The organism is Sinomonas gamaensis (assembly GCF_005876955.1).
GTDB classification, from domain to species: Bacteria; Actinomycetota; Actinomycetes; order Actinomycetales; family Micrococcaceae; genus Sinomonas; species Sinomonas gamaensis.
Genome location: NZ_SSCL01000004.1, coordinates 226,778 through 250,827, shown reverse-complemented (window position 1 = coordinate 250,827; position 24,050 = coordinate 226,778). Strand labels below are relative to the sequence as shown.

20 protein-coding genes are annotated in these 24,050 nt (G+C 65.2%); 12 read left to right on the top strand and 8 right to left on the bottom strand.

Annotated elements, in window-relative coordinates; translation table 11 throughout:
• The first annotated feature begins 145 nt into the window (after positions 1-145).
• On the top strand, positions 146-2,110 hold the full coding sequence (gene acs, locus E5679_RS08005; protein WP_249336014.1) for an acetate--CoA ligase: 1,965 nt from the start codon (positions 146-148) through the stop codon (positions 2,108-2,110).
• 174 nt (positions 2,111-2,284) lie between these two features.
• A complete protein-coding gene (locus E5679_RS08000) occupies positions 2,285-3,298 on the top strand; it encodes a hypothetical protein (protein WP_138414548.1) in 1,014 nt (337 codons plus the stop codon).
• Between the two features lie 70 nt (positions 3,299-3,368).
• Here the strand turns inward: E5679_RS08000 and E5679_RS07995 are convergent, their stop codons facing one another.
• Both E5679_RS07995 and E5679_RS07990 read right to left on the bottom strand, forming a co-directional pair.
• A complete protein-coding gene (locus E5679_RS07995; protein ID WP_420821063.1) occupies positions 3,369-4,379 on the bottom strand; it encodes a LacI family DNA-binding transcriptional regulator in 1,011 nt (336 codons plus the stop codon).
• Between the two features lies 1 nt (position 4,380).
• A complete protein-coding gene (locus tag E5679_RS07990) occupies positions 4,381-5,658 on the bottom strand; it encodes a Gfo/Idh/MocA family protein (protein ID WP_138414546.1) in 1,278 nt (425 codons plus the stop codon).
• Between the two features lie 189 nt (positions 5,659-5,847).
• Between E5679_RS07990 and E5679_RS07985 the strand changes: the two genes are divergently transcribed.
• The 5 genes from E5679_RS07985 (at position 5,848) to E5679_RS07965 (ending at position 12,321) form a co-directional block, all read left to right on the top strand.
• Positions 5,848-6,750, top strand: coding sequence for a carbohydrate ABC transporter permease (locus tag E5679_RS07985; protein WP_249336025.1), 903 nt, complete (start codon positions 5,848-5,850; stop codon positions 6,748-6,750).
• Between the two features lie 10 nt (positions 6,751-6,760).
• Positions 6,761-7,693 (top strand): carbohydrate ABC transporter permease, encoded by a 933-nt coding sequence (locus tag E5679_RS07980; RefSeq protein ID WP_138414545.1) that lies wholly within the window; start codon positions 6,761-6,763, stop codon positions 7,691-7,693.
• A gap of 25 nt (positions 7,694-7,718) precedes the next feature.
• Positions 7,719-9,071 carry an ABC transporter substrate-binding protein gene (locus tag E5679_RS07975; protein ID WP_138414544.1) on the top strand — a complete coding sequence of 451 codons (1,353 nt, stop codon included), beginning with the start codon at positions 7,719-7,721 and terminating at the stop codon, positions 9,069-9,071.
• A gap of 108 nt (positions 9,072-9,179) precedes the next feature.
• Positions 9,180-11,363 (top strand): alpha-galactosidase, encoded by a 2,184-nt coding sequence (locus tag E5679_RS07970; protein WP_138414543.1) that lies wholly within the window; start codon positions 9,180-9,182, stop codon positions 11,361-11,363.
• 139 nt (positions 11,364-11,502) lie between these two features.
• Positions 11,503-12,321 (top strand): helix-turn-helix domain-containing protein, encoded by an 819-nt coding sequence (locus tag E5679_RS07965; protein WP_171042288.1) that lies wholly within the window; start codon positions 11,503-11,505, stop codon positions 12,319-12,321.
• Here the strand turns inward: E5679_RS07965 and E5679_RS07960 are convergent.
• From E5679_RS07960 to E5679_RS07940, 5 genes are all read right to left on the bottom strand, one after another.
• Positions 12,276-13,151: an ABC transporter permease gene (locus tag E5679_RS07960; protein ID WP_171042287.1), complete on the bottom strand. Its 876-nt coding sequence runs from the start codon at positions 13,149-13,151 to the stop codon at positions 12,276-12,278. The two genes, E5679_RS07965 and E5679_RS07960, sit on opposite strands and share 46 nt — an antisense overlap.
• Complete coding sequence (locus E5679_RS07955; RefSeq protein ID WP_171042286.1) at positions 13,141-14,205, bottom strand: ABC transporter ATP-binding protein; 1,065 nt, start codon at positions 14,203-14,205, stop codon at positions 13,141-13,143. The genes E5679_RS07960 and E5679_RS07955 overlap by 11 nt, the downstream gene beginning before the upstream one ends.
• Entirely contained in the window at positions 14,198-15,100 is a 903-nt protein-coding gene (locus E5679_RS07950) for an efflux RND transporter periplasmic adaptor subunit (RefSeq protein WP_138414539.1), read from the bottom strand. The genes E5679_RS07955 and E5679_RS07950 overlap by 8 nt, the downstream gene beginning before the upstream one ends.
• A gap of 229 nt (positions 15,101-15,329) precedes the next feature.
• Positions 15,330-16,193, bottom strand: coding sequence for a hypothetical protein (locus E5679_RS07945; RefSeq protein ID WP_138414538.1), 864 nt, complete (start codon positions 16,191-16,193; stop codon positions 15,330-15,332).
• A complete protein-coding gene (locus tag E5679_RS07940; protein ID WP_138414537.1) occupies positions 16,193-16,834 on the bottom strand; it encodes a hypothetical protein in 642 nt (213 codons plus the stop codon). The genes E5679_RS07945 and E5679_RS07940 overlap by 1 nt, the downstream gene beginning before the upstream one ends.
• Between E5679_RS07940 and E5679_RS07935 the strand changes: the two genes are divergently transcribed.
• From E5679_RS07935 to E5679_RS07915, 5 genes are all read left to right on the top strand, one after another.
• Positions 16,827-18,860 carry a beta-galactosidase gene (locus tag E5679_RS07935; RefSeq protein WP_212746915.1) on the top strand — a complete coding sequence of 678 codons (2,034 nt, stop codon included), beginning with the start codon at positions 16,827-16,829 and terminating at the stop codon, positions 18,858-18,860. The genes E5679_RS07940 and E5679_RS07935 overlap by 8 nt on opposite strands.
• A 111-nt stretch (positions 18,861-18,971) precedes the next feature.
• Positions 18,972-20,261 (top strand): ABC transporter substrate-binding protein, encoded by a 1,290-nt coding sequence (locus E5679_RS07930; protein WP_138414536.1) that lies wholly within the window; start codon positions 18,972-18,974, stop codon positions 20,259-20,261.
• A gap of 11 nt (positions 20,262-20,272) precedes the next feature.
• Positions 20,273-21,184 carry a carbohydrate ABC transporter permease gene (locus tag E5679_RS07925; protein WP_138414535.1) on the top strand — a complete coding sequence of 304 codons (912 nt, stop codon included), beginning with the start codon at positions 20,273-20,275 and terminating at the stop codon, positions 21,182-21,184.
• Positions 21,181-22,089, top strand: a complete 909-nt coding sequence (locus E5679_RS07920) for a carbohydrate ABC transporter permease (protein WP_138414534.1) — start codon at positions 21,181-21,183, stop codon at positions 22,087-22,089. Before E5679_RS07925 ends, E5679_RS07920 begins: the two co-directional genes overlap by 4 nt.
• Positions 22,090-22,092: 3 nt before the next feature.
• The gene (locus E5679_RS07915; RefSeq protein ID WP_138414533.1) at positions 22,093-22,995 is read left to right on the top strand and encodes a DeoR family transcriptional regulator; all 903 of its coding nucleotides are present in this window, start codon (positions 22,093-22,095) and stop codon (positions 22,993-22,995) included.
• On the opposite strand, the gene E5679_RS07910 is transcribed toward E5679_RS07915, so the two are convergent.
• On the bottom strand, positions 22,938-23,870 hold the full coding sequence (locus E5679_RS07910) for a cupredoxin domain-containing protein (protein WP_138414532.1): 933 nt from the start codon (positions 23,868-23,870) through the stop codon (positions 22,938-22,940). The genes E5679_RS07915 and E5679_RS07910 overlap by 58 nt on opposite strands.
• Positions 23,871-24,050: the final 180 nt, after the last annotated feature.

Genomic DNA, 24,050 nt, shown 5'->3' with positions numbered 1-24,050 from the left:
TAGCACCCGCGGCCCAGTTCGACTAGCCACCGCAGGACGGGCGGGACGAGCGGCCGCTTCAATGTGACGCACGCAACTACCCTGCTACGGGCGAAGGTTTAGTGTGGTGATGAATCACGCGATGGAACGAGCCGAAAGGACTCCCATGTCCCAAACCGTCAACGGTGACGCCTTTGAAAACCTGCTCCGCGAGGAACGCAAGTTCCCGCCCACGCCGGAGTTCGCGGCCGCGGCCAACGTGCGCGGGGACATCTACGCCAAAGCCGCGGAGGATAGGGTCGGGTTCTGGGCGGAGCAGGCACGCAGCATCCTGACGTGGTCGAAGGATTTCGACGAGGCGTTGGACTGGTCGGATGCGCCCTTCGCGAAATGGTTCGTGGGCGGGGAGGTCAACGCCGCGTACAACGCCCTGGACCGGCACGTGGAGGCAGGGCACGGGAACCGGGTGGCGATCTACTTCGAGGGCGAGCCCGGGGACACCGAGACCATCACGTACGCAGACCTGACCGAGCGGGTGAAGCGGGCCGCCAACGCGTTCGAGTCCCTGGGGATCCGCAAGGGCGACCGCGTGGCCGTATATCTGCCGATGATCCCCGAGGCTGTCGTGACGATGCTCGCGTGCGCCCGCATCGGTGCCGTCCACTCGGTCGTGTTCGGCGGGTTCTCCGCCGACGCCCTGCGCTCCCGGATCGACGACGCTGAGGCCAAGCTCGTCGTCACCGCCGACGGGACGTACCGGCGCGGGAAGCCCTCCTCCCTCAAGCCCGCCGTGGACGACGCTCTCGCTGCGCCGGGCCACACGGTGGAGCACGTCGTCGTCGTCAAGCGCAACGGGCAGGACGTGGCCTGGACCGAAGGGCGCGACGTGCACTGGGCGGACCTGATGGAGGCCTCCTCCCCCGAGCACACCGCCGTCGGACACGACTCCGAGCACCCGCTGTTCATCCTCTACACCTCCGGCACCACCGGAAAGCCCAAGGGCATCCTCCACACCACCGCCGGCTACCTGACCCAGACGGCGTTCACGCACTCGGCCGTGTTCGACCTCAAGCCAGAAACCGACGTCTACTGGTGCACCGCGGACATCGGCTGGGTTACCGGCCACTCGTATGTCACCTACGGTCCGCTGGTGAACGGCGCGACCCAGGTCATGTACGAGGGCACGCCCGACACTCCGCATCAGGGGCGCTGGTGGGAGCTCGTCCAGAAGTACAAGGTCTCCATCCTCTACACGGCCCCGACCGCGATCCGGACCATGATGAAGTGGGGTCGGGAGATCCCGGACAAGTACGACCTCTCGAGCCTGCGCGTCCTCGGCTCCGTCGGGGAGCCGATTAATCCCGAGGCTTGGATGTGGTACCGGGAGGTCATCGGCCACGGCAAGGCCCCGATCGTGGACACCTGGTGGCAGACCGAGACCGGGGCCATCATGATCGCCCCGCTCCCCGGGGTCACCGCCACCAAGCCCGGCTCTGCCCAGGTGCCGCTGCCCGGGATCGCGGTGGACGTGGTGGACGAGAACGGGGCGCCGGTCCCGAACGGGCACGGCGGCTTCCTCGTGGTCCGCGAGCCCTGGCCCTCCATGCTGCGCACCATCTGGGGCGACCCCGAGCGGTACAGGGACACCTACTGGTCACGGTTCGAGGGCATGTACTTCGCCGGGGACGGGGCAAAGAAGGACGACGACGGCGACATCTGGCTCCTCGGGCGCGTCGACGACGTCATGAACGTCTCCGGCCACCGCCTCTCCACCACCGAGATCGAATCGGCCCTCGTCTCCCACGAATGGGTCGCCGAGGCCGCCGTCGTGGGTGCCGTCGACGAGACGACCGGCCAGGCCGTCGTCGCCTTCGTCATCCTCCGCGGCGAGGTCGAGATCGCCGAGGGCGAGGACCCCTCCGCGGTGCTGCGCGCGCACGTGGGCAAGGAGATCGGACCGATCGCCAAGCCCAAGCACGTCCTCGTCGTTCCCGAACTGCCCAAGACCCGCTCGGGCAAGATCATGCGGCGCCTCCTCAAGGACGTCGCAGAAGGCCGCGACCCCGGCGACGCGACCACCCTCGCCGACCCTGGCGTGATGCAGCAGATCGCCCAAGACCTGCGCAAGTAGGTCAGCGGAAAGTGCGGCTGTCGCACGAAAGTCGCGGTGCGCCGCGAAGGTTCGTCACTTCTCGCGGAGGAGTTCCCGTAACGGGAACTCCTCCGCGAGAGCGGTTCGGAGCGGTATCCACATAGGTGTTCTGCAGTCATCGACGGAAACGGGTCAACTGTCAGGATCGACGGCATGGACCTTTTGGCGCACCTCATTGACAGTTCCCTCCGCAAGGTTGACGGCCCCTCGTTCGACCCCCGGACGCGTTTCGCCGATGGCCGGCTCGTGCGCCTCCGGCGCGGCTTCTACATCCCCACGCCCCAGTGGCTCGACGCTACCTCGACCGAACGCTTCCAAGCCGCCGTCACATCGCACGCCCGCGCGAACCCCCAAGCCGTCTTCTGCGGCGAGACGGCCTTGTTCCTTCATGGAATACCCGTGGTGAAGGTTCCGCCCTCGATCGATGTGGCGGTGGATTCCACCACGCGGCTCGGGCTTCGACCGAACGCCTTCACGGTCCGAGGCGAATCGGATCAGGCCAGCAGAGCGCGTCTCGCGCCTCCACCGCCGGTACGGCGCCATCGACATCGGGACGTTGGCCCAGTTCTTGTCGGCGAGTACGCGACAGTCCCGATCGTCACAGCGCTCGTCGAGGTCCTCGGCACCGGACGATTCGCCCGCGCGCTCACCGTAGCGGACGGACTCTTGCGGGGCAGCGGTGAAGATTCATTGCTCGCGGTGCCCGGGGTTCAAGACGGAATCGCCGCCCTGTCGCATAAGAATCAACGCCAGAGGGCCGAGCTCGTTGCGTCTCTCGCGCGGGCCGGCGCCGAGTCTCCCGGCGAATCCGTGAGCCGAGCACTCATGCACATTTTCGGCTTCCCCGAGCCGGTGCTCCAACGGGAGCATCGAGACATGCAGGGATTCATCGGTCGAACCGATTTTGCCTGGGACATCAGTCCGGACCCGGTGGGCGAATTCGACGGCTGGGGGAAGTACTTCCGCCGGGAAATGACAGGAGACGAGGATCCCCGTGACGTCATCCGACGGGAGAAGCGTCGCGAGAACCGCCTGTTGGCGTCCGGTCATCCGGTACTGCGGTGGGACTGGGCTGAGCTCGAACAGCCAACACTTCTGCGGGCGAAGCTGCTCGAGGGCGGCCTCCGACCGGCAGGAAGCTCACTGCTCGCGGAGAAGTTCACATGACGGGAACTCGTCCGCGAGAGGGGAACTGCTGACCTCGCTCACGCGAACTTCGTCGCGACAAGGTGTCGGCTCAACACCCGCAGGACGCCCGGCGGACCAGGGTCGCGGGGAAGATCCGGTTCCGCTTGTGGTCGCCGCCTCCCACGAGGGCGTCGACGGCTGCGTGCGCCATCTCCCCCACGGGCTGGGCCACCGTGCTGAGCGGCGGCCAGCTGAACTCGGCCTCCGCGGAGCCGTCGAACGAGACGATCGCCAGGTCCTCCGGCACGCGCACCCCCGCCTCGTGGCAGGCCTTGAGCAGCCCGACAGCCTGAAGGTCGGAACTCGCGAACACTGCCGTCGGCCTTTCGGCCTCGTTGAGCAGCCACCTTCCGGACTGATATCCGCCTTCCCGACTGAACGGGCCGCGCATCACCGGACCGGAAGGAAGTCCCGCTTCGGCGAGTCCGGCGCGCCAGCCCACCTCACGCGCATCGAGGTCCCCGCCGGTGTTCGTGCCTATGATGAGCCCGATCCTTCGGTGTCCGTGCCAGACGAGATGCCCGACGGCGGTCCGCGCCCCCTCTTCGAGGGCCACCCCTACCGAATCGAAGCCGGGCGTCTCGGCGCTGTGGTTGAGGAGCACGGCCGGGATGTCGGCCGCCTCGAGTTCCCTTAGGTCTGGCTCGAAAAGGACGCTGCAGAGGAAGACGCCGTCCACCCGCCGGCTCACGAGATTCGCGACCTGCCGCCGCTCCGATGCAAGGGATCCGCCTGAGTTCGCGATGAGCAGCGCGTACCCGCGCTCGGCGGCCGCCTCCTCGACTGCGTGGGCGAGCGTCGCGAAGAACGGGTTGGTGGCGTCCGGGACGACCATTCCGAGCATCTCGCTGGATCCGAGCTTGAGAGCACGTGCCGCCGCGTTCGGCCGGTAGCCGAGCGCGGCGATCGCGTCGCGGACCTTCGCTTCCGTCGCTGGTGAGACGCGCTTCGGTCCCCCGTTGACCACATAGCTCACGACGGCGGTGCTCACCCCTGCGAGCCGGGCCACGTCCTTGCGGGTGGCAGTCGGCTTTGCAGAGGGATACGGCATGGCGACCATGCTATCGCCGGGACCCCCTGGGCCCTGCAGGGAAGGACGCCGACGACGGCGACGCCGCCCCCGCTGCGACGTCGGCCGGGGCGTCGCCGAAGTCGGGGACGGGAAGGCGTTCGCCGCCGCGCAGCGCGGACTGGTGAGCGATGATTCCGGGCAGGGTATACCGGGCCGCCTCCCACGCGTTCACGGGCGGCAGGGTCCTGTCCGCCACGGCGCGGGCGAAGTCGTCGACGAGGAACTGGTGGCTGCCCTCGTGGCCGGTCGGGAGTGCCCGCAGCTCATGCGGGAGGCGGGAAGCGTCCTGCACGGGAGCGAGTCCGGACACGAAGCCATCCCGCAGGGCGGGCGCAACATCGGCGAGCGAGGGGTCGTCGGCGGCGAGCGTCGCCGTCGTCCTCAAGAGTTCTGAGACATCGGTGACAGACTCCTTGTCCTGCCACACCGCTGAGTCGACGAGCTGCTCGAAGCTGCCCTCGGTGCCGAAGTAGCGGAAGCGGCTCTCGCGCAGGTGCGAGGGGTAGCCCACGCGGCGGAACTCGTTGATGCGCATGGAGCCTCCGCCGGCGAGCTCGAACAGCGCGGTGGCGTTGGAGAAGTCGTTGTCGAACATGCTGACCGCGCGGTCGAAGACGCCGTCACCCCGCTCGTCGCGCACTCCGATGCAGCTCACGCTCACGGCATGGCCGCCGATCCCGCCGAGCACGCCGCCGACCGAGTGGGTCGGGTAGAGCATGGGCGGGTAGCTCGCGGTGCGCTTCCACTCGGCGCCTCCGCTGTACTGATAGGCCTCGTAGAAGCCGAGGTCCATGTCGTGGACGTAGTCGCCCTCTGCGTAGAAGATCCGGCCGAAGGCGCCCTCCGCTCGGCGCTGCCGGGCGTAGACGGTCGCGGGGTTGTAGTAGCTCGTCTCGCCCATCATGTAGGTCAGCCCGGTCTCACGGACGGCCTCGATGATCGCTGCGATCTCTCCGACGCTGATGGCCATGGGCACGGCCGAGTAGACGTGCTTGCCGCCGCGGAGGGCCTGGACGACGAGCGGGCCGTGAGTCCAGCGCTGGGTGAAGATCGCGACGGCGTCGACATCGCCGTCGAGCATCGCCTCGAAGCTGGGGAAGGCCCCGTCGAGTCCCAGCCGATCGACCAGCGCGGTAGCCCGATCCTGGATCACGTCCGTGACGTGGACGGCCGAGATGGCGGGGTGGGCGTGGAAGAGCTTGGCGAACTGCCCGGCGAACTGACCCGCGCCGACGATGCCGAGGGAGAAGCGTGAAGTGTGCGTCATGCGCGGCAGTCTGGCATGAGAAATCTACACGAGTCAACAGTATCTAAGCGCGTCAACTTGGGCTTGCGTCGCCAAAAGTTACTCGTGTAGATTCCTCCGCAGCTTCATTCAGCTGTTAGCCACATCACAGGAGGATCCTTGGCGGCCACCTCACTGGACACCCGAGCGCCACGGCAACGCGGCCTCCGCATCGGGGAAGCGCAGCCCGGTCGGCGGCGCAGCCGGAGCGACCTCGGAATTGCCCTCGTCTTCGTAGCACCGGCCCTCATCGGGTTCGTGCTCTTCTACCTCGTCCCCACGGTCCGGGGCATCTATCTGAGCTTCACGAAGTACAGCACCCTGAGCCTCGCCGACCCGAAATGGGTGGGGACGGCCAACTATGAGGCCATCGCGAAGGACCCACTGTTCTGGAACGCGCTCGGCGTCACCCTCGAGTACGTCGTCATCAACATCGTGCTCCAGACGGCCCTCGCCCTCGGCCTCGCGCTGCTCATGCACCGCATCGCCAAGTCCACGATCATCCGGGGCGCACTCCTGCTCCCCTACCTCATGGCCAACGTCATCGCGGCGCTCCTGTGGTTCTGGATGCTCGACTACCAGATCGGCATCGTGAACCAGATCATCGAGTGGCTCGGCCTCCCGCGCGTAGCGTTCTTCGGGTCCCAGGAGTGGGCCATCCCGACTCAGGCCCTTATCAACACCTGGCGCCACATGGGCTACACGGCGCTGCTGATCTTCGCAGGCCTTCAGGCCATCCCGAACCACCTGTACGAGGCGGCACACCTCGACGGGGCCTCATCGGGGCAGGCGTTCCGGAGGATTACGCTGCCGCTCCTGCGGCCCGTGCTGGTCCTGGTGCTCGTGGTGACGGTGATCGGCTCGTTCCAGGTCTTCGACACAGTGGCGGTGACGACTCAAGGCGGCCCCATCAACGCGAGCCGCGTCATCCAGTACTACATCTTCCAGCGGGCCTTCACCCAGCACGACTTCGGCTACGGCTCGGCCCTGGCCGTCATCCTCTTCGTCATCCTCGCCCTCGTCGCCTTCATCCAGATGAAGTTCCTGCGGGGCAACGAGTCGGACCTGGACTAAGGAGCCAAGCATGTCTGCCACCACCACCGTCCGACGGCACCTCCCGCCGGTGCGCCGCGTGACCCGGGGCCGCTTGAACGGGCGCCGCGTCATCGCCTGGGCCCTGCTCGTCCTCGCGATCGCCGTCAGCGTCCTGCCGTTCTACTGGGTGCTGCGCACCGCGCTCTCGTCGAACCACGCCCTCGCCGCCAACTCGGCGAATCTGCTCCCCGCGGACTTCGGCCTCGGTGCCTTCCAGCGGGTCTTCGGGCTCCAGACTCCGGCCGAGGCAGTGGCCGAGGGCGGCTCCGGGGCATCCATCAACTTCTGGCGGTACCTGACCAACTCCCTCCTCTTCGCCGGGATCACGACGGTCTGCGCCGTGTTCTTCAGCTCCATGGCCGCCTACGCCTTCGCCAGGCTCCACTGGAAGGGCCGCAACGCCGTCTTCTCGCTGTTCCTCGGCACCATGCTCGTCCCGCCGATCTTCACGGCCCTGCCGAACTTCCTCCTTGTGAAGAACCTCGGCCTCCTCAACACGATGCTCGGGCTCGTGCTGCCGTACCTGTTCATGACCCCGTTCGCGATCTTCTTCATGCGGCAGTTCTTCCTCAACATGTCGCGCGAGGTCGAGGAAGCCGCGATGCTCGACGGCGCGAGGCACTGGCGGATCTTCTTCCAGATCGTCCTCCCCAACGCAGCGGCCCCGATTGCCACCCTCGCCCTGCTGACCTTCATGGGCCAGTGGAACGAATACTTCTGGCCCCTCCTCGTGGGATCCGACGAAAGCACGCGCGTGCTCACGGTGGGTCTGGGCGTCTTCAAGTCCCAATCGCCGCAAGGCGCTCCGGACTGGTCGGGCCTCATGGCCGCGACCCTCGTCTCGGCACTCCCCGTGCTCATCCTCTTCGCCGCCTTCGGCAGGCGAATCGTCAACTCCATCGGCTTCAACGGCACCAAGTAACCCCCAAACCCCCGGAAGGACCATCATGAAGAAGACCCTCGGCGCCATCGCCGTCGCCGCCGCGGCGACCCTCGCGCTCTCTGCCTGCGGAAGCGGCAGCTCCGGCGGAGGGAACTCCGCGGACTCCGCGAAGGGCGAGGTCTCCTACTGGATGTGGGACGCCAACCAGCTCCCCGCCTATCAGCAGTGCGCGGACGACTTCCACAAGGCGAACCCGGACATCACGGTCAAGATCACCCAGACCGGCTGGGACGACTACTGGGGCAAGCTGACCAACGGCATGGCCTCGGGCACCGCCCCGGATACCTTCGCCGATCATCTCTCGAGGTACCCCGAGCTCGCGACGAACGGCCAGCTCCTCGCCCTCGACGACGCCGTCAAGGCAGACAACGTGGACCTGGGGCAGTACAACCCGGGTCTCGCCGACCTGTGGATCGGGCCGGACGGCAAACGCTACGGCCTCCCGAAGGACTGGGACACGATCGGCCTCTTCTACAACAGGGACATGCTCCTGAAGGCCGGCATCTCTGAGGACCAGATGAAGAACCTCACGTGGAACCCGCAGGACGGCGGCACGTATGAGAAGGTCATCGCCCACCTCACCGTGGACAAGAACGGCAAGCGCGGCGACGAGCCTGGCTTCGACAAGAACAGCGCGGCGGTCTACGGCTTGGGCCTCGAGAGCTCGGGCTCGGGTATGGGTCAGACGCAATGGAGCTTCCTCACCGGCACCACGGGCTGGACCCACACCGACAAGAACCCGTGGGGGAGCAAGTACAACTACGACGACCCGAAGTTCCAGCAGACGATCGCCTGGTGGGCGAGCCTCGCCGACAAGGGCTACATGCCCAAGCTAGAGACCACCGTGGGCGCCTCGATGACCGACAACTTCGGGGCCGGGAAGGCTGCAATCAACTCGAGCGGCTCGTGGATGATCGGGCAGTACACCGGCTACAAGGGCGTGAACGTGGGCATCGCCCCGACTCCAGTCGGCCCCGACGGCAAGCGTTCCTCGATGTTCAATGGCCTCGCCGACTCCGTCTGGACCGGAACCAAGAAGAAGGACGCCGCGGTGAAGTGGGTCGAGTACACCGGCTCGAAGGCCTGCCAGGACGTCGTCGCGTCGAAGGCCGTGGTCTTCCCGGCCATCTCCAGCTCGACGGACAAGGCCGCGGAGGCCTTCAAGGCGAAGGGCGTGGACGTCACCGCCTTCACCCAGCAGGTGAAGGACAAGACCACGTTCCTCTTCCCGATCACGGACAATGCGTCGAAGATCGACGGCATCATGAAGCCCGCGATGGATGCCGTCGTCTCCGGCAAGGCCCCCGCGAGCTCGCTGACCGACGCGAACAAGCAGGTCAACGCGCTCTTCCGGTGAGCCAGAACGGGGAGAATACTTGACCCCACTCAGGGGCCCGGCACCGTGCCGGGCCCCAGCCCATGACTTCTAGAACGCCTCCCAGTCAGCGACACGAAAGCGAGTTCCATGGACCCCCTGCATCTCCGCTCAGCCGGCACCAGCGTGCTGCTCGCCTTCGATTCCGGCGAGGCCGAGATGGTGCACTGGGGTGCCGACCTCGGCGAGACGCTCCCCGACCTCGGCATCCTCCGCAGCCCCGTTCCGCACTCCGCGCTCGACCAGCCTGTCGTCGCCGGGCTCGTCCCGCAGGCGTCGTCGGGCTGGCTTGGCCGGCCGGGGTTGCGGGGCCACAGAACGAACGCCATAGGCACAGAAGCTGCAGTCCCCGGCTTCGCCTTCTCCCCCGCCTTCCGCGTGACCTCGGCTGAGTTGACGCTGGACGGTCGCGGAGCGCGCATCATTCAGGCCGACGCGGAGGCGGGCCTCACAGTCGAGACGCTACTCACGCTCCATGAGGGCGGACTCCTCGAGATCACGCACGAGGTGACCAACAGCGGGGATGGGCCGTACCACCTGGGCGAACTCGGCGTCGTCGTCCCCGTCCCCGGGCAGGCGGAGGAGCTCCTGGACCTGACCGGCCGGTGGTGCCGTGAGAACCATCCGCAGCGGCATCGCATCCAGCAGGGCACATGGGTGCGCTCGGGGCGGCACGGCCGGACAGGCCACGATTCGTCACTGCTCGTGGCCGCAGGGACCGGCGGATTCTCGAACCGGGCGGGCCGCGTCTGGGCGATCCACTTCGGCTGGTCCGGCAACCACGAGCAGTACCTCGACTCGCTCGCCGACGGCCGCCGCATGCTCGGCGCCGCCGAGCTGCTGGGCCCGGGCGAGGTGGTCTTGGCTCCGGGGCAGTCCTACCGCACGCCGACCCTCTACGCGGCGTTCTCGGACCGGGGCCTCGACGGCGTGACCGACGAGTTCTACCGCTGGTTCCGCGCCCGGCCCCAGCATGTGGAGACCACCTCCGGGCGAGTGCGCCCGGTTGTCCTCAATACGTGGGAAGCGGTGTATTTCGACCACCGCCTTGAACCGCTGCTCGAGCTCGCGGAGACCGCGGCGGAGCTGGGCGTGGAGCGCTTCGTGCTCGACGACGGCTGGTTCCGCGGGCGCCGCGACGATCACGCGGGGCTCGGCGACTGGTACGTCGACGAGACGATGTGGCCTGAGGGCCTCACCCCGCTCATCGACGCGGTGACGGGGCACGGCATGGAGTTCGGCCTGTGGGTCGAGCCGGAGATGGTCAATTTGGACTCGGACGTGGCCCGGGCGCATCCGGATTGGGTCTCGGGGCCGTCGCCAACCTCGTACAAGGACGGCGGCCGGCTCGCGCACGAGTGGCGCCATCAGCACGTGATCGACCTCGTGAATCCCGATGCGTGGCAGTATGTCTACGATCGCCTCGACGAGCTCCTCAGCAAGAACAGGATCTCGTACCTCAAGTGGGATCAGAACCGTGACCTGGCCGAGCAGGGCCACGCCGGCCGGCCGTCGGTGCACGACCAGACCCTTGCCGCCTACCGCCTGGTCGACGCGCTCAAGGCGGCGCATCCGGACGTAGAGATCGAGTCGTGCTCGTCGGGCGGCGCCCGCGTGGACCTCGGAATCCTGCAGCGCACGGACAGGGTCTGGGCCTCGGACTGCAACGATGCCCTCGAGCGGCAGACCATCCAGCGCTGGACGGAGGCTGTTCTCCCGCCGGAGCTCGTCGGGGCACACGTCGGGCCGACCCACTCGCACACCACGGGCCGGGTCCACGACATCTCATTCCGCGCCATCACCGCCCTGTTCGGCCACTTCGGGATGGAGTGGGACATCCGCCAGGCAACTCCGGCCGAACGCGAGACGCTGCGACGCGCCATCGCGCTGTACAAGGAGCACCGGGCGCTGATTCATTCGGGCGCGCCCATCCACGCCGATCTTGCAGAGCCGAACCTCTCGCTGCACGGCGTCGTGGCGTACGACGGCGGCGAGGGCCTTTTCGCCGCCGTGGCCTTGGGCACGCTCGCGGCGGAGATGCCCGGCCGAGTGGGCCTCCCAGGGCTTGATCTGGACCGGGAGTACCGGGTCGAGGTTGTCCTTCCGACGCCAGAGGACGGTGACTTCGCGGGCACCTTCATCCAAACGGCACCGCCCACCTGGGTCGCCGAAGGGGCCACGGCGAGCGGCCGCTTCCTGGCCGACGTCGGCCTCCCCCTCCCGGTGCTCCGTCCGGAGCACGCGCTCCTGCTACACCTCAAGGCGCTCAGCTGAAAACACCCTGCAGAGGTGACGGCACACCCATGGCTCCTTTTCTTGACAACTGAATATAGTTTTATGGTATCTACTCTTGAAGGAGGAATCGGGAAGTACTTCTTCCTGCGTCCTGGATGCCTTGATGGGGGTGAGCTCGGTGTCTTCACCCTTGTCCGAGCGATATCGGCGCCTGGGCGAGTTCCTGCGGCTCAAGCGAGAGGGCCTCCTTCCCGCTGACGTGGGCCTTCCAAGTTCGGGTAGGCGGCGCGCCCAAGGCCTTCGGCGAGAGGAAGTCGCGTCGATCGCTAACGTCGGCGTGTCCTGGTACACGTGGCTCGAACAGGGGCGAGCGGCCGGCGCCTCTCTTGAAGTGCTCGACGCCGTTGCCAGGGCGCTCCGACTGAACGCCGATGAGCACCGCTATGTTCTCGGTCTCGCGAGAGGCGACAGCGGGGCGAGGGTCATTGCGCCCTCCCCCGCAGACCACGCTCGATACGGAGAGCTCGTGAAGACGATCACCACTCCTGCCTACGTCGTCGATCCCTGTTGGCGCGTCATCGCCGCCAACGCCCTCGCGAAAGAGTGCTTCGATGTCGACGCAGGCACCAACAAGCTTGAGCAGTTCTTCCTCGATGACGCTTTCGCTGGCCGATTCGTCAATCCCGACATGATCGGACGCTCCCTCGTAGAGCAATTCCGAGCGCAGTGGGCGAGGTACCCCGACGATTCGATTTTCGACACTCTCGCTCAGCGGTTCAGCACGCGGTCGGCCCTCTTTCGCAAGCACTGGGACGGACATGCGGTGGGAGAGTCGTACAGGGGAGACGTCAGCTTCACTCATGCAACCCTCGGCCTGCTCACCTTCGAGGCTCTCATCTTGACGCTCGACGGGGAGGCTCAGCTGCGACTCTGCACCTACCTCCCGCGGCATCAAGACCGAATGAGTTCGGCTGGAGCTGCGCACGAGGCCACATAGGCGGGAACCGCGGCAGACAGGAGTCCAGCAGCTACACCTGACGAGACGCCCGTCAGCAACGTCAAAGCTTCCAAAGATGGAATCCATCCCTGTGCGTTGCAGATAAGAATCAGCAAGTCTGGTCCGATGGCCACTCCCGACAAGCCGCCCGCCAACCCCACCATCGAGCCTTCCAACAGGAACGCTCTCAAGATGGCCCCTCGAGAAGCGCCCATTGCCCTTCTCATGGCGATTCCGGGAAGCCTCGAGAGAACTGACAAATACATCGTCAGGCCGCCGCTCAAACAGGACAATCCGAGCACCACGACCGAGATCGTTGAGACTAAATTGGACAACCCATCAGCCACTGCCGCACGCAGCCCGTCGACATTTGCCACAGGATCAATCCTGAACGACGAAGGATTGGCCGGATCGACCGCGAGGGGAATCGATGTCGCCAGGGGCACGCTGTAGCCGGGCTCCACCTCGATAACGAAGGTTGGAACAACGGCGGCTGAGAGGCTTGAACGGGAGAGCACCACCGAGGAGAGCAGAGGGTCATCCGTAGCAGCGACCATGAACCCGGCGATGGCAATCGGGCGGCCGTTGAGAAGCAACTCTTGGTCCAGATTGATAGAAAGCCCCAGATTCTTCGCTGCATCCACGCCCACGATCACGCTCGAGACGTCCGGATTATCAAGGAGGTCCAGCCGTGCGTTCGGCATCAACGACACGTCTCGGACCTCCAGCAGACTTGCTGTTCCAACATAAGCCTGGCCGGTAAAGAGCCTCTCTCCCTCCGGGATGATCTTGGAAATCCTTGCAGCTTCAGGAGGAACCTCACCTTGCACCCCAACCCCAGAAACGCCAGGGAGCGCCTTTATGGGCCTGACTACCCGGGCTACAGACTCCGCACTCCCCGCCTGCCACAGCCACCGGCCCGGATGTCTCGGGGCGCCCGTACATTATCGACGGGGAACTGTTGACGATGGACAAATCAACCATTCTTGCGGCGCTTTCGGAAAGGCCTGCCGCAAGAATCAGTCCAGCCACGCCTATCGCGAATGCCATCGAGATGACGGCAGATTTCCCGAGAGGCGAAGTCAGCGAATTGATTGCTTCTGCAACCCTTCCCGCCAAACGTGCCGTCCAGCTTGCTGGCGCCAGCGCAGTGGCCAGTGGTACCGCCAGGTTCCCCTGGCTGCGCTGCGGAGTGCTTGAGATTCTCTCGTCGACCAAGGCACCATTTCCCACCCGGATCACTCGATCGGCCAACTCTGCCACTTCAGGATCGTGAGTAACGACCACGACTGCGGCGCCACGGGTCGCGAGTTCCCGAAGGAGCCTCACAACCTGCCGCGTATTAGCGGAGTCGAGGTTTCCGGTCGGCTCGTCCGCCAGCACAATCCTCGGCCTGTGCACCACCGCGCGTGCCAAGGCCACACGTTGTTTCTCGCCTCCCGACAGACTGCGGGCCGGCTGATTCCATCGATCGGCCATCCCGACCCACGCCAAGGATTCCAATGCCTCATCAATGCTGCCTTTTAGCTTCATGCCTGCGATCTGAAGCGGAAGAATCGTGTTCCCGAGAACCGATCTGCTCTCGTCGAGATATGAAGCTTGGAACACGAAGCCAATCTGTTGGCCTCGGAGGCGGTCCAGAAGACTGGATGGCACTCGATCGATCCTCTCGCCGAAGACCTTGACCGAGCCCTCGGTCGGCACCGCCAGAAGTCCCATGATGTTCAGGAGAGTCGATTTTCCGGACCCGGATGGGCCGATGATGGCCACGAACTCGCCTGCTGCCACCTCAGCATCGACTCTTTCGAGGACAACATTTCCACCGAACGCCTTCGATACGTTGTTGAGCTCGAGCGCGGGGACGACCTCACTCGCGTCAGCCAATGCGAACCTCGTCCCCTTCCAGGACTGAACCGCTGTCAACTATCGCTGCCCAGCCGCCGGCCTGATCTATGACTTCAACAGGCACTCGTTCGTCTGGTGCCCCCTCCCGGGATTTCCGGAGCACGTGTCCGCTGCCGTTCTCAGCTCGGATGGCCAGGACCGGCACCGCGAGGGTCGACTGAGTCGAGGGAGTCTTCGACAAGGCCACCGGCTGTCCAGGTTCAAGATCGATGAGATTCGTTGGAAGTTCGACTCGAACGTCATGCCCAGCTGGGACACCCGCTTGCGCGGATTCCGCGAATGGTCCGATTTCCATAATCGGCGCACTTCCATGCCGTTCGTCAGAGAAGATTTCGAGCCTGTCTCCGACGGCAACGCGTGTCTTCTGGTCTACGGTGACTCGGGACGAAATGAATTTTGGCTCTACTCGAACTCCGGCAATCGGATGCTTCTCGTCGAGGATCTGGGCAACGGACGCAGCTGTAATGATAGTCCCAGCGCTGGCGTCCATTTGAACGAAGTCGGAGTACCTGAAAATGACACCGCCGTCGGTCGGGGGTTCGAGGCCACGTTCCGTATAGATCCGAGCCACAGCATGGATCGAATCGACTCCCATCACGCCGGTTGCGGCAAGAGCATATCCTTGACCTCTCAGGTAATTCTGAAGGACGAGGACGTCGTGACCTTTGTCTCCCAAGCGGAGGTCACGGTAGATCGGTACCGACCCAGCCATAGTAATCAGAGGTCGGCCCGAGGCCATCGCGAGCAGCCTCAGTTCCTCGTACGGATCTCCGGGCTTGACGAACACGGCTGTAACCCGCGGATTCGAGGGAAAACCCCTATTCGGTTCGAGATTGACGATGCGACCTTCGCGGACTCCGCCCTGGAATGTCATGGCCACTCCTGCCGGACGCTTCTCTGCTTTTGCGTAAACCGGCACGGCAGACCGCGCGATCCTCTCCGCGTCCAGACTCGGCTTCGCGATGAGAGTCGCGCTGGCGTAGCCAGCCGATGCCGACAAGATCACAACGAGCGAGAATGAGAAGACAAGCCATGGTCTGCTGAGCCGCCTGTAAATACCTCCTTCGGGCCCCCAATCCTGGGCTCGTCGCGAAATCGGACCATTAGCGGGATACATCGGATGCGCCAACGCCCGACACGATCTCTCTCGCCTTGGAAAGGTCTGCGGCCTTCGCCGAACGAAGAGAATTGACGTCGGCCTGATTCCGAGCCATGTATATCGCTCGAAACTTGGCCTCGAGGTCCGCCACTCTCTGGATCAGATTGGTGCGGTTCTTGCAGTCGATGTCGATTCGCGCTGTTCGGATCTGTTGGTTGCGGTCATTGGGCACTTGGGGCACCCAAGAATTCTTGTCCTCGCTGACCACCACTCCCCGTTCCTGTAGACAATCCCTCCAATCCTGTTTCGCCTTCCCCCAATCTGAAGCCTTCATCGCACTCCCATATGCCTTGGAGTCAATCTGCTGAATTACCTCGGGGGCCTCCGGCCTTCCGACCTGTCTCATCACGATCAGACTTCCCTGAAGATCCTCTCGACACCTCACGTAGGCATCCCTGAAGCCTTCCTGAGCGTCGTAGGGCGCTGTTGACTCGGAACTGATGCCCTCTCTGTCCGTCTTCGCGTAACCGTTTTCGTCGGCCAACCTCTGAACCCAGATCCCGTACCTGCGATCTTCCTGATCGAGCTTGAAAACCCCGAAGTCTTTCGACAGATTGATCTGGCTCTTCGCCAGGCACTTGCGAATCAGGATGTTGTTCGCCTGTTGGACGAGGACCCTCTCGCTCGGTGAAAAGAGCACGTCGTCAAGAGGCATGAAGATCGTTCCAGCATCGCTGTCCAAATGAGCTCGGACGGCGGGGACACCCCCGAGATCTGCTTCGGTGGCATCGGATGGCTTGTTGGTACAGCCGCCGAGGCCTACTGATATGACGAGGGCTACAACGGCGAAATGCTTTCCACGCCCCATCAGGTGGTGTGGCTATCGATACGGTCGTTCCAGTTCTCCCACCAGTTCAGCCCATAGCTCCATGAGCCGAGGCTGCGGTTGTAGGAGTAGGCAGGGACTATGACGCCTCTGCCGCCGAGCCAAGGATTCTCGTAGAACACCAGGTCCCACGGCAGATTGCTGTCGTAGGAGGAAGCGCGGTCATGCCACCCGAACGCACCGTACTCACCGACGTACGCGCCAAAGTCGGCACGAGGCCCTTGATACCACTCGTCATGCCACACACAAACGGCGCGGTACGTCCGACAGTTCGGACCCGCCGTCGCTGCGGGCGCAGCGACGAGGAGCGTTCCCGCCGTCATTCCGACGACCGTGGCCCAAGCTAGGAGCTTCTTGAACAAGGCTTCCCCCAAAGATCGCGTTTTCACCTGATTGACCTCGTTGCCTCGGCTGACGCCGAACGCTAGGAGCGGTTCCACCACCGTGCCAAGTCCGCCGGAGCAGAGGAAGTGCGTGCTGGCCATAGGTGCAGCACCAACACCTTTCAGCCCCGCTAGGAGCAGGGCTTTCGTTTCTGATTCGTTCTGTACGTTTCTGTGCGTCTCCCCTACGCTTGGAATCTCCACAGACCCCTCAGAGCAGAGGCAGAGCGCCATGGACATGAACGATCTCACCCGTCAGCTCGGCGGCGGGACGCCCCGCATCGCCTTCGGAGCGGACTACAACCCCGAGCAGTGGCCCCGGGATGTGTGGAAGCACGACGTCGAACTCATGCGCGAGGCCAAGGTGAACCTGGTGAGTGTCGGCATCTTCAGCTGGGCCCTGCTCGAGCCGGAAGAGGGCCGATACGAGTTCGGCTGGCTCGACGAGGTCTTGGACCTGCTGCACGAGAATGGCATCGCCGTGGACCTCGCGAATGCGAGCGCGTCGCCGCCGCCGTGGTTCACGGTCAAGTACCCGGATTCCGCCCCGGTCGACGCAGACGGCGTCCGCCAGACCCACGGCTCACGTCAGGCGTTCGCAGCCTGCTCCCCCGACTACCGGCGGGCAGCCGCGGCCCTCACCACCGCCATTGCCAAGCGCTACGCGGACCACCCGGCCCTCGCGATGTGGCACGTCCATAACGAGTACGGCTGCCACAACCAGCCGGACTTCGGCCCTCACGCGGAGCGCGGCTTCCGCGAGTGGCTCCGAAATCGCTACGAAAGCCTGGATGGCCTCAACGAGGCCTGGGGTACCGCGTTCTGGTCCCAGCACTACTACGACTGGGCCGAGATCATGCCGCCGCGCCGCTCGGGAACGCACATCAACCCGTCCCATCAGCTCGACTTCGCGCGCTTCTCCTCGGACTCGCTGCTCGAGTGCTTCGAGGCCGAGGCTGCGATCCTTCGCGCCCAATCCGACAAGCCGGTCACCACGAACTTCATGGGCCTCAACATGGGCCTCGCCCGGCCCATCGACTACTGGCGCTGGGCGCCGCGCATGGACATCGTCTCGAACGACCACTACCTCATCGCCGAGGACCTCCGGAACCATCAGGACCTCGCCCTCGCGGCCGACCTCACCCGGGGCTGGGCGGACAACGCCCCCTGGCTGCTCATGGAACACTCCACGTCGGCGGTGAACTGGCAGCCGCGGAACATTGCGAAGGCCCCGGGCCAGATGCTGCGGAACTCGTTCCAGCACCTCGCCCGCGGCGCGGACGGCATCCTCTTCTTCCAGTGGCGTGCCTCCCGGGCAGGCGCCGAGAAGTTCCATTCGGGCATGGTTCCCCACGCGGGCCGCGATACGAAGGTGTGGCGCGAAGTGGTCCAGCTCGGCAAGGCCCTCGAAGCGGCGTCGGAGGTCGCCGGATCTCGGGTCGCGGCCGACGCTGCCCTCGTGTTCGACACCGACGCGCGCTGGGCCGCGGAGCTCGACTCCCACCCGAGCATCGAGGCCCAGCCCACGCGCGAGCTCCGCGACTGGCACGACGCCCTCTACCGCTCCGGGATCACTGCTGATCTGCGTCAGAGCACCGATGACCTCCGCGCCTACAGGCTTGTGGTCGCCCCCATGCTGTACCTCGTCACAGACGACGGCGCCGCGAACCTCAGGCGCTATGTGGAGGGTGGCGGGACGCTCCTTCTCACGTACTTCTCCGGAATCGTCGACGAGCACGACCGCATCATCATGGATCCGGTCGAGGGCGGCGGCTACCCTGGCGCCTTCCGGGACCTTCTGGGCGTGGAGATCGAGGAGTTCTTCCCCCTCCGCGATGGTGAGGCGCTGGCGCTGACGGCTGGCTCCGGCGAGCGCTGGAGCGAGTTGGGACGGACGACGACGGCGGAGGCTGTCTCCCGCTATGAAAGGGGACCGACGGCGGGATCACCGGCCGTGACCCGGAACGTCTCCGGTGCGGGAACCGCCTATTACGTGGGCACCTCGCCAGACGCCGAGGCGCTCGCCGCGTTCCTGCCCAGGGTCCTCGAGGATGCCGGCCTCGAGGCCCCCGCGCACGCTGCGGAGTTCCCGGAGCTGGAGGTCGTCCGCCGGACCTCGGACGGCACATCCTGGCTCTTTGCCATCAACCACGGCGAGGTCGATGCACGCCTCTCCGTGGACGGCATCGAGCTCATCTCAGGCACCCCGACGGAAGGTGCGCTGACCATTCCCGCGGGCGGAGTCGCCGTCGTCCGCCTCGCTTAGATCACGATTCGGGAACTTACGTTCCTGATCTTTTCCGATCGTTTCTGATCGTCTACCATCATCGTGTGGCGCAGATCACATCGATTGCGCACTCACCCCAGGAGACAGACAATGACGATTTCTCCAACCCTCGACCGGCGCACCCTCCTGAAGACCCTCGGTATCGGTGCCGTGGGCGTTGCAGGGATCCCGCTCCTCTCGGCCTGCACCGGAGGATCTGGCCCTGCGGGAGGCTCGGGATCGAAGACCATGACGTTCGGCTCGTCGGCCTCGGACGACGTCCCGAAGCGCGCGTACCAAGCCGTGGTCGATGCCTTCCAGAAGAAGGAGGGCGCAACGGTCACGGTCAACACGGTGTCGCACAACGACTTCCAGAACAAGATCAACTCGTACCTGCAGGGCAGCCCGGACGACGCCTTCACCTGGTTCGCCGGCTACCGCATGCAGTATTACGCCGGGAAGGGACTGCTCGCCCCGGTGGACGACGTGTGGAAGCAGATCGGCGGCAACTTCTCCGACGCGCTCAAGAAGGCCTCGACTGGCCCGGACGGCAAGATGTACTTCGTCCCGAACTACAACTACCCCTGGGGCTTCTTCTACCGGAAGAGCTTCTGGGCGCAGAAGGGCTACACAGTCCCGACGACGTTCGATGAGCTCAAAACCCTCGCTGCGAAGATGAAGGCCGATGGCATCATCCCTATCGGCTTCGCCGACAAGGACGGCTGGCCGGCCATGGGAACCTTCGACTACATCAACATGCGCCTGAACGGCTACCAGTTCCACGTGGACCTGTGCGCCCACAAGGAGTCCTGGAACCAGCCGAAGGTCCAAGCCGTCTTCGACACATGGAAGGCCCTCCTGCCGTATCAGGACCCGGGCGCGCTCGGCCAGACCTGGCAGGACGCCGCACAGCTGCTCGGCCAGAAGAAGACAGGCATGTACCTGCTCGGATCCTTCGTCACGCAGCAGTTCACGGACAAGGCGACGCTTGACGACATCGACTTCTTCCCGTTCCCCGCGATCGCGGTCGAGGGCCAGGACTCGATCGAGGCGCCGATCGATGGCCTGCTGCTGTCCAAGAAGGGCGGCGACAGCCAGGTCGCCAAGGACTTCCTCCAGTTCATGGGCACGCCCGAGGCGCAGAACACCTACTACTCCGTGGACACCTCGAACATCGCCACCGCGAAGGGTGCGGACACATCCAAGTTCTCCCCGCTGAACAAGAAGTGTGCGGATGCGATCGCCAACGCGAAGAACATCAGCCAGTTCTTCGACCGCGATGCCCTGCCGGCCATGGCGAACAACGTCATGATTCCCGCCCTGCAGTCCTTCATCAAGGACGGCACCGTGGACATCAAGAACCTCGAGTCGCAGGCGGCCACGCTCTACGCAGCCCAGTAAGAAAGCCCGTCATGCCCACCATCCCCCGCAAGGTGCGGCGCCTCTCGAAGCGGGACCGGCTGGTCCTGACCGTCATGGTGGCGATCCCCACCCTGATCCAGCTCGTCTTCGTCTGGCTTCCCACCCTGTTCTCCATCGGCCTCAGCTTCACGCGCTGGAACGGCCTCGACCTCACCGACATCCGGCCGGCGGGTGCCTCTAACTACCAGTTCGTGGCGCAGGAGTACCCGCCGTTCTGGCCCGCGGTGCAGCACAACGTCCTGTGGCTCGTATTCCTCGCCGTCGTCGCGACACCGCTCGGGCTCCTGCTGGCTGTGCTGCTGGACCAGAACATCCGCGGGAGCCGCCTGTACCAGAGCATCTTCTTCGCGCCGGTCATGCTCTCCCTGGCCCTCGTGGGCGTCATCTGGCAGCTCTTCTACCAGCGGGACCACGGCCTGCTGAACTTCCTTCTCGGCACCGCCGGGCAGCCCTCCGCTGTGGATTGGTTCGGCGACAGCAACGTGAACATCTGGGCCGCCCTCGTCGCCGCCACCTGGCGGCATGCCGGCTACGTGATGCTGCTCTACCTCGCGGGCCTCAAGGGGGTGGACCCCTCGCTCAAGGAGGCCGCAGCGCTTGACGGCGCGAACGCGGGGCAGACCTTCTTCCGGGTCGTCTTCCCCGCCATGCGTCCGATCAACATCGTGATCGTGGTCATCACGATCATCGAGTCCCTCCGGGCCTTCGACATCGTGTACGTCATCAACCGCGGCACGAACGGCCTCGAGCTCATCTCGGCCCTCGTCATCCAGAACCTCGTCGGCGAAGGCCAGGTGATCGGCGTCGGGTCCGCGCTCGCGACCATCCTGCTCGTCATCTCGCTTGTCCCGATCGTGTTCTACCTGACCCGCACCTTCGGAAAGGAGGCGAAGGAGTCATGACGGTTGTCGCAACACCGACAGATCTCGCCAGGGGCACGGAGTACTCCGGGTCGCGCCCGAAGCGGCACTACGGAACCCATGTGATCCTGCTCGTGCTCGCCGTCATGTGGCTCCTGCCGCTCGGCTGGTCCCTCTATACCGCGCTTCGCCCTGTCGAATCGACCAACCAGTACGGCTACTTCAGCGTCGCGGGTGCGTTCAACTTCGACAACTTCGTCACCGCCTGGAATCAGGGCGGCTTCTCGAAGTACTTCTGGAACTCGGTCATCATCACCGTCCCGTCCGTGATCCTGACCCTGTTCCTGTCCTCGCTCATGGCCTTCGCCGTGAGCCGGGTCAGCTGGAAGTTCAACATCACGCTGCTCATCATGTTCACGGCCGGCAACCTCCTGCCTCCCCAGGTCCTGGCCGCGCCGCTGTTCCAGATGTTCAAGCACCTCAACCTCCCCTACTGGTTCAGCGACTCGGGAACGCTCCTCAATACGTACATCTCGGTCATCGCGGTGGACACGGCGTTCCAGATCGGCTTCTGTACGTTTGTGCTCTCGAACTACATGAAGGCCCTTTCGCCTGATCTCACGGAGGCCGCGCTCGTGGACGGAGCAGGCATCTGGCGCCAGTACTGGTCGGTCATCATGCCGCTCTGCCGCCCTGCCTTCGCCGCCCTGGGGACCCTCGAAGTCATCTTCATCTACAACGACTTCTTCTGGCCCCTGCTCTTCATCCAGAGCGGCGACCGCCTGCCGGTGACAACCGCCATCAACAACCTCCAAGGAGTGTTCCTCAGCAACTACAACCTGCTTGCGGCCGGGGCCACCATCACGGTCATCCCGACGCTCGTCATCTACCTGCTCCTCCAACGGCAGTTCGTCGCGGGCCTCACCCTCGGCTCGAGCAAGGGGTAGGGCATGCTCGCTGCAGCCAGACAGTCCGCGATCCTCGACGCCGTGCACAAGGAGGGCGTCGTCAAGGTGGCCGATCTGGCCGAGCGCCTCGGGGTCTCGGCGGTCACCGTCCGCCGAGACATCGATGTGCTGAGCGACTCCGGGATGCTGACCCGCGTGCACGGCGGCGTGATGCTCCAGGAGGACGTGGGCACGCACGAGCCCGGCTTTGCGCTCAAGTCCACCCAGCGGCTCGAGGAGAAGGCCGCCATCGCCCGCGAGGCGGCTGCGCTCGTGAGCGAGGGAATGGCCGTGGGCATCACGGCAGGGTCGACGACGTGGATGCTCGCCAAGGCGCTCTCCTCCGGGCCCCGCGTGACTGTCCTGACCAATTCGGTGCGGGTCATGGAGGCCTTCGATACGTCGTCGTCCGGCTCCACGGTGCTTCTCACGGGAGGCGAGCGGACGCCATCGGACGCCCTCGTCGGGCCGCTCGCCACCTCGTCCATTCGGCATCTGCACCTCGATCTGCTGTTCCTCGGGGTGCACGGCATGGACGAACGGGCGGGCTTCACCACGCCGAACCTCCTCGAGGCGGAGACCAATCAGGCCTTCGCGGCCTCCTCCCGGCGCGTCGTCGTCGTCGCGGACCACAGCAAGTGGGGCGTCCAGGGCATTGGAAGCATCTGCGGCTTCGATGACGTCGACGGCCTTGTCACCGACGGGGGCCTGCCCGGGCAGGCGCTCGGCTACCTGCGCGAGCGCATCCAGTCGGTGCGGGTCGCGGCCTGCGCCGCCTCCCCCGACAGAGCGGTGCCCCGGCTACTGCCGGGGCACCGCTCTGTCGGGTGGCGCTACGTCTCGGGCCTTCAGAGCACCGTCACGCTGCCGACCATCCCCATGTCGTCGTGGAATTCGCAGAAGTAATCCCAGGTCCCTCTCTGGGTGAACTTCACCGAGAAGGTGGAGGGGCCGCCTGCGAAGGCGGGCAGGAGCGTCCCGGAATCAACCGGCTTCCCATTCTGCTGGAGCGAAGTGAACGTCACGGTGTGCGGCACCACAACTTGGTTCGCGCCCAGGTCGAACGTCACGGTCGTTCCGAGCGGCACCACGTCCCTGTCCCAGATGAACCGCATGACCATCGCAACGTCGTCGCTCGCTCCGACATACACGTGGGTCGGCGTTGCCTTGGCAGCCGTGGTGGCCCACAACCAGTAGCCGTCGGCGAGAATGCTCGCCGTCTGGAGTCGTGCCTGCAGGTCATACCACGCTTGGGTATGCGGGTACGGCGCGTGCGGGGCATGCACGTGGACGGTGATGGACATCATCTTGCCGTGGATGACGCAGTAGAAGGTGAAGTCGCCGCGGGTCGTGAACTTCTGCACGTACGAGGTCACCGAGGGGAATTCGGACGAGGGCATCGTGGTGAGGATGCCGGAATTAGTCCACGGTGCGGTCGGATCGAAGACGGGCCCTCCCACGCGCGGCACGGCGTCAGCGAGAAGGTTGTCAACGCTGGTGGGCGGGAGAGGCGGATTCCCATAGCTGACGGTGTGGATCTCGGCGCTGTTGGCCACGAAGTTGATCGAGTCGCCTTGGTCGATCGTGATGTCGCCGGGGAGGAATCTCATGCCCTGGATGGCCAGATCCGGCGACTGCTCGCCCACGAGGACCTTCCAGGTAACGGTGTTGGGATTGGTGGTGACGGATGCCTCGGCAGGCGCTGTTCCGAAGAGGCCGATCAGGAGGCCGACCAGCGCGAGCAGAACGGCGATCCTGCGCCCATGTGAACGGAATGACATGGAGGTGCTCCTCGCAAGAGGTGCGTGCCGTGCCCGGCCAGCGCGGACGACGGCGGGTTGCCGGCGCGCGCCGTGCGCGCACCGACGGCGGGCGGCAGCCCAGAATCCCCGCTATCGAATGGACGCCGCTTCGGCGCCGAGACCTCTGCCGAACAGGGTATGACCCGTGGAGCTCACGAA